We start from the raw sequence: 6,066 nt of genomic DNA, 5'->3' as shown, positions 1-6,066 counted from the left end.
CGCGACGCTCGCCGCCGGTCCACTCTCCCCGGTCGCGACGCCGGCGCTGGGGCGCGCCGACGGGCCCCGCGCCGCGACGCCCTGGTCCCCCGACGCCCTGGTCCCCCGACGCCCCGCTCCTGCGACGCCCCGCTCGCCCTCCTCGTGCCGGGCCCGAGGGCGGCGAGCCGGTTCCGCGGCGGCCACGCGTGCGCGTGGCCGGCTCAGCCCTTCGCCCCGCCCTTCTTCCTCCCCCGGGGCACGATCATGCTCGTCAGCAGGGCCGCGCCCGGGGCGAGCGTCCGCCAGGTGGTGCCGTACCAGGCCAGGACGGCGATCGCCGAGGTCGGGAACTTCTCGCGCACCTCGTCCAGGGCGTCGTCGAGGCCGTCCCCGGCGAGTTCCAGGACGAGGTCCTCCAGTCCGGGGTTGTGCCCGATCAGCAGCAGCGTCTCGACCTCCGGGGACACCTCGCGCACGACGTCCAGCAGGTCGGCCGCCTCGGCGGCGTACAGCCTGGCGTCCCGGCGTACCGGCGGGGGCGTGCCCCACTGGGCCGAGGCCAGTTCCCAGGTCTGACGGGCGCGTACGGCGGTGGAGCACAGGGCGAGATCGGGCAGGCAGTCGGCCTCGGCGAGGGCGCGTCCCGCGGCCGGGGCGTCCCGGCGGCCGCGCGGTGCGAGGGGCCGCTCGTGGTCCGGGACTCCCGCGGGCCAGGCGGATTTGGCGTGCCGCAGCACGACCAGCCGGCGCAGGGGTCCGGCGCCCATGCGCGCGATCACGCCGGGGCTCCCAGGTCGCGGGTGAGCTCGAGGCCGAGGAGCCGGTCGGCGTAGGCGTACGTCTCGAAGCGGGCGCCGTCCGGCAGGTCGGGCGAGGTCTCCACCCAGGTCAGGGTGTCGAGCACGGCGGGCACGTCCAGGTCGTCCTCCCACGCGGTGCGCAGCCGGGCGCGTGCCTCGTCCGGGATGGGCCGGGACGGCTGCCGCGCCCAGGCGGCGACGCGGCCGCGCCAGCGGGCGAGGGTGGCGTGGGCCTCGTCGAGGACGGCCGGGTCGAGGGCGGCCGGTGCGGTGCGGTCCCGGGCGAGCAGGGCCAGGCGCAGGGCGGCCGGGTCGGCGCCCTCGGACGCGCCGTGGACCGGGGCGACGGCGAGCGTGGGCCCGTCGGGCGTCGGGGTTCCCTGCGCCACGACATGGAGGACTTGTGCCTCGCCGAGCCCTGAGCCCACTTCCCGGCTGTCCTCGAAGGGGTGGATGCCGAGCGCGGCGGCCCGGGCCCCGAGCTCCGCCCGCCGGCCCTCACAGGTCAGCACGGACCACACGGGGGTGCCGCCGAGTTCCAGGGCCCGCACGAGCAGGTCGGCGACCAGCAGCACGCGCAGGGCGCCGGTGTCGGCCCCTGTCGTGTGGGCCTCGACCCGGGTCAGGCCCCGGCGGGCGGGAGCGGCTTCGACGGACTCGCCGGTTCGGGCGTCGGTGATGCGCAGCACGGGGTGAGCGTAGGCGGCGAAAGGGCCCGGCGCAGGCATCCGGCACGGATTCCGGACAAGGAGGCGGCAACCGACCGCACGCGGGACACAAGGCACGGCGCCCTCCCCGACCACCGGCCGAACCGCCCGTGTACGGCGGGCAACTCCTGTGAAAGAGCGTCCAAACACTCGACAGGCCCGGGGTAACCGGCGGTAACTTCTGTCACGCTCCTCACCGCAACCGCTTTCCCTCCACAGGAGACACACCCCATGCGCAGACTTTTCGCCTGTCTGGCCGCGGCGGCCGCCGCGCTCGGCGGGCTCACCGCAGCCGCTTCCCCCGCGGCCGCCGCGGACTCGGGTTCCTTCAGCGTCCTGAGCTACAACGTGGCGGGCCTGCCCGAGAGCCTCTCCAGCGCCTCCACGCCGCGCGACACCAGCACCACCGCCATCGGCCAGCGCATCGCCCCCTACGACATCGTCCACGTCGAGGAGGACTTCAACTACCACGCCTACCTCTACGCGGCCGACACCGCGCACGCCTACCGCACCCCGACCAGCGGCGGCGCCGGCATCGGCAGCGGACTCAACACCCTGTCGAAGATCCCCTACGACACCGACGACTTCGAGCGGGTCCGGTGGAACTCCTGCCAGGTCGACTCGGGTGACTGCCTGACCCCCAAGGGCTTCACCTTCATGCGCGAGCGGCTGGCCGAGGGCGTCTACGTCGACTTCTACAACCTGCACACCAACGCGGGCACCAACGACGGCGACGAGGCCTCCCGCGCCGACAACCTCAACCAGCTCACCGCCTTCATCAAGTCCCACTCGGCGGGCAACGCCGTCGTGGTCATGGGCGACACCAACACCCGGTACACCCGGTCCGCCGACACCATCGCCGAGTTCGCCTCGGCCAACGGCCTCACGGACGCCTGGGTGCAGCTGATACGGGGCGGCACTCCGCCCGCCAAGGGCAGCGACGCGCTGGTCTGCGACCAGTCCGGGGCCACCGTGCCCAACACCTGCGAGGTCGTCGACAAGGTCCTGTACCGCGGCAGCAAGCTCGTCTCGCTGAACGCGACCTCGTACAACAACGAGCACGCCAAGTTCCTCACCGACGCCGGGCTGATGCTCTCCGACCACGATCCGATCACCGTCGGCTTCACCTGGTCGCGCAACTCCGCCTTCCAGCTCAGCGACCAGTTCGGCGGCCCGCACGGCGACTACTACGACGACATCGACAGCGTGCCGGCCGGCGCCCGCGCCACCACCATCGGCCTGCGCAGCGGCTCCCGTGTCGACCAGATGAGCCTCACCCTGGCGAACGGCACCACGCTCGCGCACGGCGGGACCGGCGGCACCGCGGCCTCCCTCACCCTCGGCAGCGACGAGTACGTCACCTCGGCCTACCTCTGCCAGGCCCAGTACAGCGGCCACACGCGGATCTTCTACGCCAAGTACACGACCAACCTCGGCCGCACCCTGGCCGGCGGCACCACGACGTCCGACTGCGTGACCCGCACCGCCCCGAGCGGCTGGCAGATCGCGGGCTTCCACGGACGCTCCGGCGACGCCGTCGACAAGATCGGCTTCATCTACACCCAGCGGTAGGCCCGGCGGTGGGCGTGGCCCGCACCGGGCCACGCCCACGGCTCACCGCACAGGAATCACCGCGCCGCACGATCTGTTGTGGGCTGAGCAAGCCTTCGCAGATTCCCGAGGAGACCGAGCGTGTACGGCGACTCAGCAACAGTCCGCAAGATCCTCACCGAGCTCGGCGACACCTGGGCGATCGTGGGCCTGTCGACGAACGAGAGGCGGGCGGCCTACGGCGTCGCCGACGTCCTGCGGCGTTTCGGCAAGCGCATCGTGCCCGTGCACCCCAAGGCGGAGACGGTACACGGCGAGCAGGGGTACGCCTCGCTCGCCGACATCCCCTTCGAGGTCGACGTCGTCGATGTCTTCGTCAACAGCGATCTCGCCGGACCGGTCGCCGACGAGGCGGCCGCCATCGGCGCCAAGGCGGTCTGGTTCCAGCTCGGTGTCGTCGACGAGGCCGCGTACGAGCGGACCCGCGCCGCCGGTCTCGACATGGTCATGGACCGCTGCCCCGCCATCGAGATCCCGCGCCTCGGCTGACCGGCGCAGGCCGACTCCGGCCGCGTACGGCGAGGTGAGACGCCAACGCCCGGGCTGTGCCTGTCAGTTCACCGTCATAATGACCGGGTGACCTCCCTCGCACCCCGCCCCGAGTCCCCGTCCGCGCGCCGCTTTCCGGTCGTGATCGTGGGCGCGGGACCCGCCGGGCTCACCGTCGGGAACGCCCTGCGGGCCGCCTCGGTCGACTGTCTGGTCCTGGAGACGGAGACCCGCGAGTTCATCGAGCGGCGGCCCCGGGCGGGTGTGCTGGAGGAGTGGGCGGTCCGCGAGCTGGAACAACGGGGCCTGGCGGACGGCCTGTTGAAGCACGCGCAGACCCACACCGCGTGCGAGTTCCGGTTCGGCAACGAGCGGTACCGGCTGGACTACCACGAACTGACGGGGCATCACCACTACGTCTATCCACAGCCCTTGCTGGTCACCGACCTGGTGCGGGAGTACGCGGACGTGCGCGGCGGTGCCATCCGGTTCGGCGTGCGGGACGTACAGCTGCACGGCCTGGACTCGGACCACCCCACGGTGTCGTACACGGACCCGGACTCGGGCGAACGGCACCTCGTGCACTGCGACTTCGTCGCCGGCTGCGACGGCGCGCGCGGAGTGACGCGGACCGTGCTGCCGCAGGGCGCCCGGATCGCCCGGCACGACTACGGCGTCGGCTGGCTGGCGCTGCTGGCCGAGGCGCCGCCGTCCAGCGACTGCGTGGTGTTCGGCGTCCATCCGCGCGGTTTCGCCGGACACATGGCCCGCAGCCCGGAGGTCACCCGCTACTACCTGCAGTGCCCGCCCGGCGACGACCCGGAGAACTGGCCGCACGACAGGGTCTGGGCGGAGCTGCAGGAACGCCTGGGCGCCGCCGACCGGCCGCCGCTCACCGAGGGCAGACTGATCGAGAAGCGCGTCCTGGACATGCACAACCACGTGGTCGAACCGATGGTGTTCGGCCGGCTGTTCCTGGCCGGGGACGCGGCCCATCTCACCGCCCCCATCGCGGCGAAGGGCATGAACCTCGCCCTGCACGACGCGTTCCTGCTGGGCGACGGCCTCGTCGCGTACCTCACCCAGGGCGACCCGGCCGGGCTGGACGGCTACTCGGCGGCCTGCCTCGGCCGGGTGTGGGACTACCAGGAGTTCTCGCAGTGGCTGTCGGAGGTGTACCACGGCGCGTCCTCGGGTGACGCCTACCGGGCGGGCACCACCCTGGCCCGGCTGCGCCGCCTGTTCGACTCGCCCGCCGCCGCGGCCGCGTTCGCGGAGCAGTACCTCGGCCTGAGCTCGGCGTCCTGACGCCGGTCAGGCCACGCCCAGCCCTTCCAGCACGACCGCTCCCGGCAGCTCCGCGAACGCCTTGCCCGGCACCAGCAGCTTGCCGCGCCTGCGTCCGCTGCCCACCAGGACGTACGGCAGGTCGACGACGGCCGAGTCCACCAGCACCGGCCAGGACACCGGGAGGCCGATCGGGGTGATGCCGCCGTACTCCATGCCGGTCTCCCCCGTCGCGACGTCCATGGCGGCGAAGGAGGCCTTGCGGGCGCCGAGTTGGCGCCGCACCACGCCGTTGACGTCGGCCCTGGTGGTGGAGAGCACCACGCACGCGGCCAGGGTCGTCTCGCCGCCCCGCTTGCCCGCCACCACGACGCAGTTCGCGGACCGCTCCAGCAGCTCCTGGCCGTAGTGCTCCACGAAGACGGCGGTGTCGGCCCACTGGGGGTCGGTGTCGACGTACACGATCTGCTCCGCGGGGACGCTGCCGCGCCAGTCGCGTACGGCGTCGGCGACCGGGCCGGTCAGCTCGTCGAGGGCGTCGGGGGCGGGCAGCGCGGTGTCGAAGTGTCCGATGGGTGCGTCCATGACCGCACGCTAACAGGCGTGCTCAGCGCACCAGCGGGACGGATACGGCCAGCACGAACTCCACCGGGACCGTTCCGGAGTTGCCGTAGCGGTGCGGGGCGTTGGCCTCGAAGGTGACGCTGGCTCCGGCGGGGACCCGGTGATCGGCGCCGTCGACGGTGACGGTCAGCTCGCCCTCGGTCACATGGGCGAGCTCGACCGTGCCGGCGGGGTGCGGGTCGGAGGCGCTGCCCTCGCCCGGCATCAGCCGCCACTCCCACATCTCCAGAGGGCCGGGCGCCTCGGTGCCCACCAGCAGCCGGCTATAGCTGCCCGCGTCGGTGTGCCACAGGCGTACGGCCTGGTCGGCGGGGACGATGCGGACCTTCGGGCCCTGTTCGTAGTCGAGCAGCGTGGTGACGCTGACCCCGAGCGCGTCGCCGATCTTGACGACCGTGCCGATGCTGGGGTTGGTGCGGGCCTGCTCGATCTGGATGAGCATGCCGCGGCTGACCCCGGCGCGGGCGGCGAGGGTGTCCAGGGTGAAACCGCGCTCGTTGCGCCAGCGCTTGACGTTGCGCGCGAGGGACTGGGTCAGCAGATCGAGGTCCGACACGTTCCGTCCA

The 6,066-nt window shown here is 72.9% G+C and carries 7 protein-coding genes; 3 read left to right on the top strand and 4 right to left on the bottom strand.

All coding sequences use genetic code 11. From position 1 onward, the window contains the following. Nucleotides 1-203: 203 nt before the first annotated feature. Both M8J74_RS28890 and M8J74_RS28885 read right to left on the bottom strand, forming a co-directional pair. The gene (locus M8J74_RS28890; protein WP_249839258.1) at nucleotides 204-761 is read right to left on the bottom strand and encodes a SixA phosphatase family protein; all 558 of its coding nucleotides are present in this window, start codon (nucleotides 759-761) and stop codon (nucleotides 204-206) included. Next, complete coding sequence (locus M8J74_RS28885) at nucleotides 758-1,510, bottom strand: hypothetical protein (protein WP_249839257.1); 753 nt, start codon at nucleotides 1,508-1,510, stop codon at nucleotides 758-760. Before M8J74_RS28885 ends, M8J74_RS28890 begins: the two co-directional genes overlap by 4 nt. Nucleotides 1,511-1,720: 210 nt before the next feature. On the opposite strand from M8J74_RS28885, the gene M8J74_RS28880 reads away from it, so the two are divergent. The 3 genes from M8J74_RS28880 (at nucleotide 1,721) to M8J74_RS28870 (ending at nucleotide 4,897) form a co-directional block, all read left to right on the top strand. Then, nucleotides 1,721-3,061, top strand: coding sequence for a jacalin-like lectin (locus tag M8J74_RS28880; RefSeq protein WP_249839256.1), 1,341 nt, complete (start codon nucleotides 1,721-1,723; stop codon nucleotides 3,059-3,061). 120 nt (nucleotides 3,062-3,181) lie between these two features. After that, nucleotides 3,182-3,589 (top strand): CoA-binding protein, encoded by a 408-nt coding sequence (locus M8J74_RS28875; RefSeq protein ID WP_058926690.1) that lies wholly within the window; start codon nucleotides 3,182-3,184, stop codon nucleotides 3,587-3,589. An 87-nt stretch (nucleotides 3,590-3,676) separates the two neighbouring features. Next, a complete protein-coding gene (locus M8J74_RS28870) occupies nucleotides 3,677-4,897 on the top strand; it encodes a 4-hydroxybenzoate 3-monooxygenase (protein ID WP_249839255.1) in 1,221 nt (406 codons plus the stop codon). A gap of 6 nt (nucleotides 4,898-4,903) precedes the next feature. Here the strand turns inward: M8J74_RS28870 and M8J74_RS28865 are convergent, their stop codons facing one another. Together M8J74_RS28865 and M8J74_RS28860 are read right to left on the bottom strand one after the other, a co-directional pair. Beyond that, nucleotides 4,904-5,461 (bottom strand): YbaK/EbsC family protein, encoded by a 558-nt coding sequence (locus M8J74_RS28865; protein ID WP_249839254.1) that lies wholly within the window; start codon nucleotides 5,459-5,461, stop codon nucleotides 4,904-4,906. Nucleotides 5,462-5,483: 22 nt separating this feature from the next. Continuing rightward, nucleotides 5,484-6,056 carry a helix-turn-helix domain-containing protein gene (locus M8J74_RS28860; RefSeq protein WP_249839253.1) on the bottom strand — a complete coding sequence of 191 codons (573 nt, stop codon included), beginning with the start codon at nucleotides 6,054-6,056 and terminating at the stop codon, nucleotides 5,484-5,486. Between the last annotated feature and the right edge of the window lie 10 nt (nucleotides 6,057-6,066).

The organism is Streptomyces panaciradicis (assembly GCF_023516615.1).
Taxonomy (GTDB): Bacteria; Actinomycetota; Actinomycetes; order Streptomycetales; family Streptomycetaceae; genus Streptomyces; species Streptomyces panaciradicis.
This window is presented reverse-complemented; position numbering and strand designations above follow the sequence as displayed.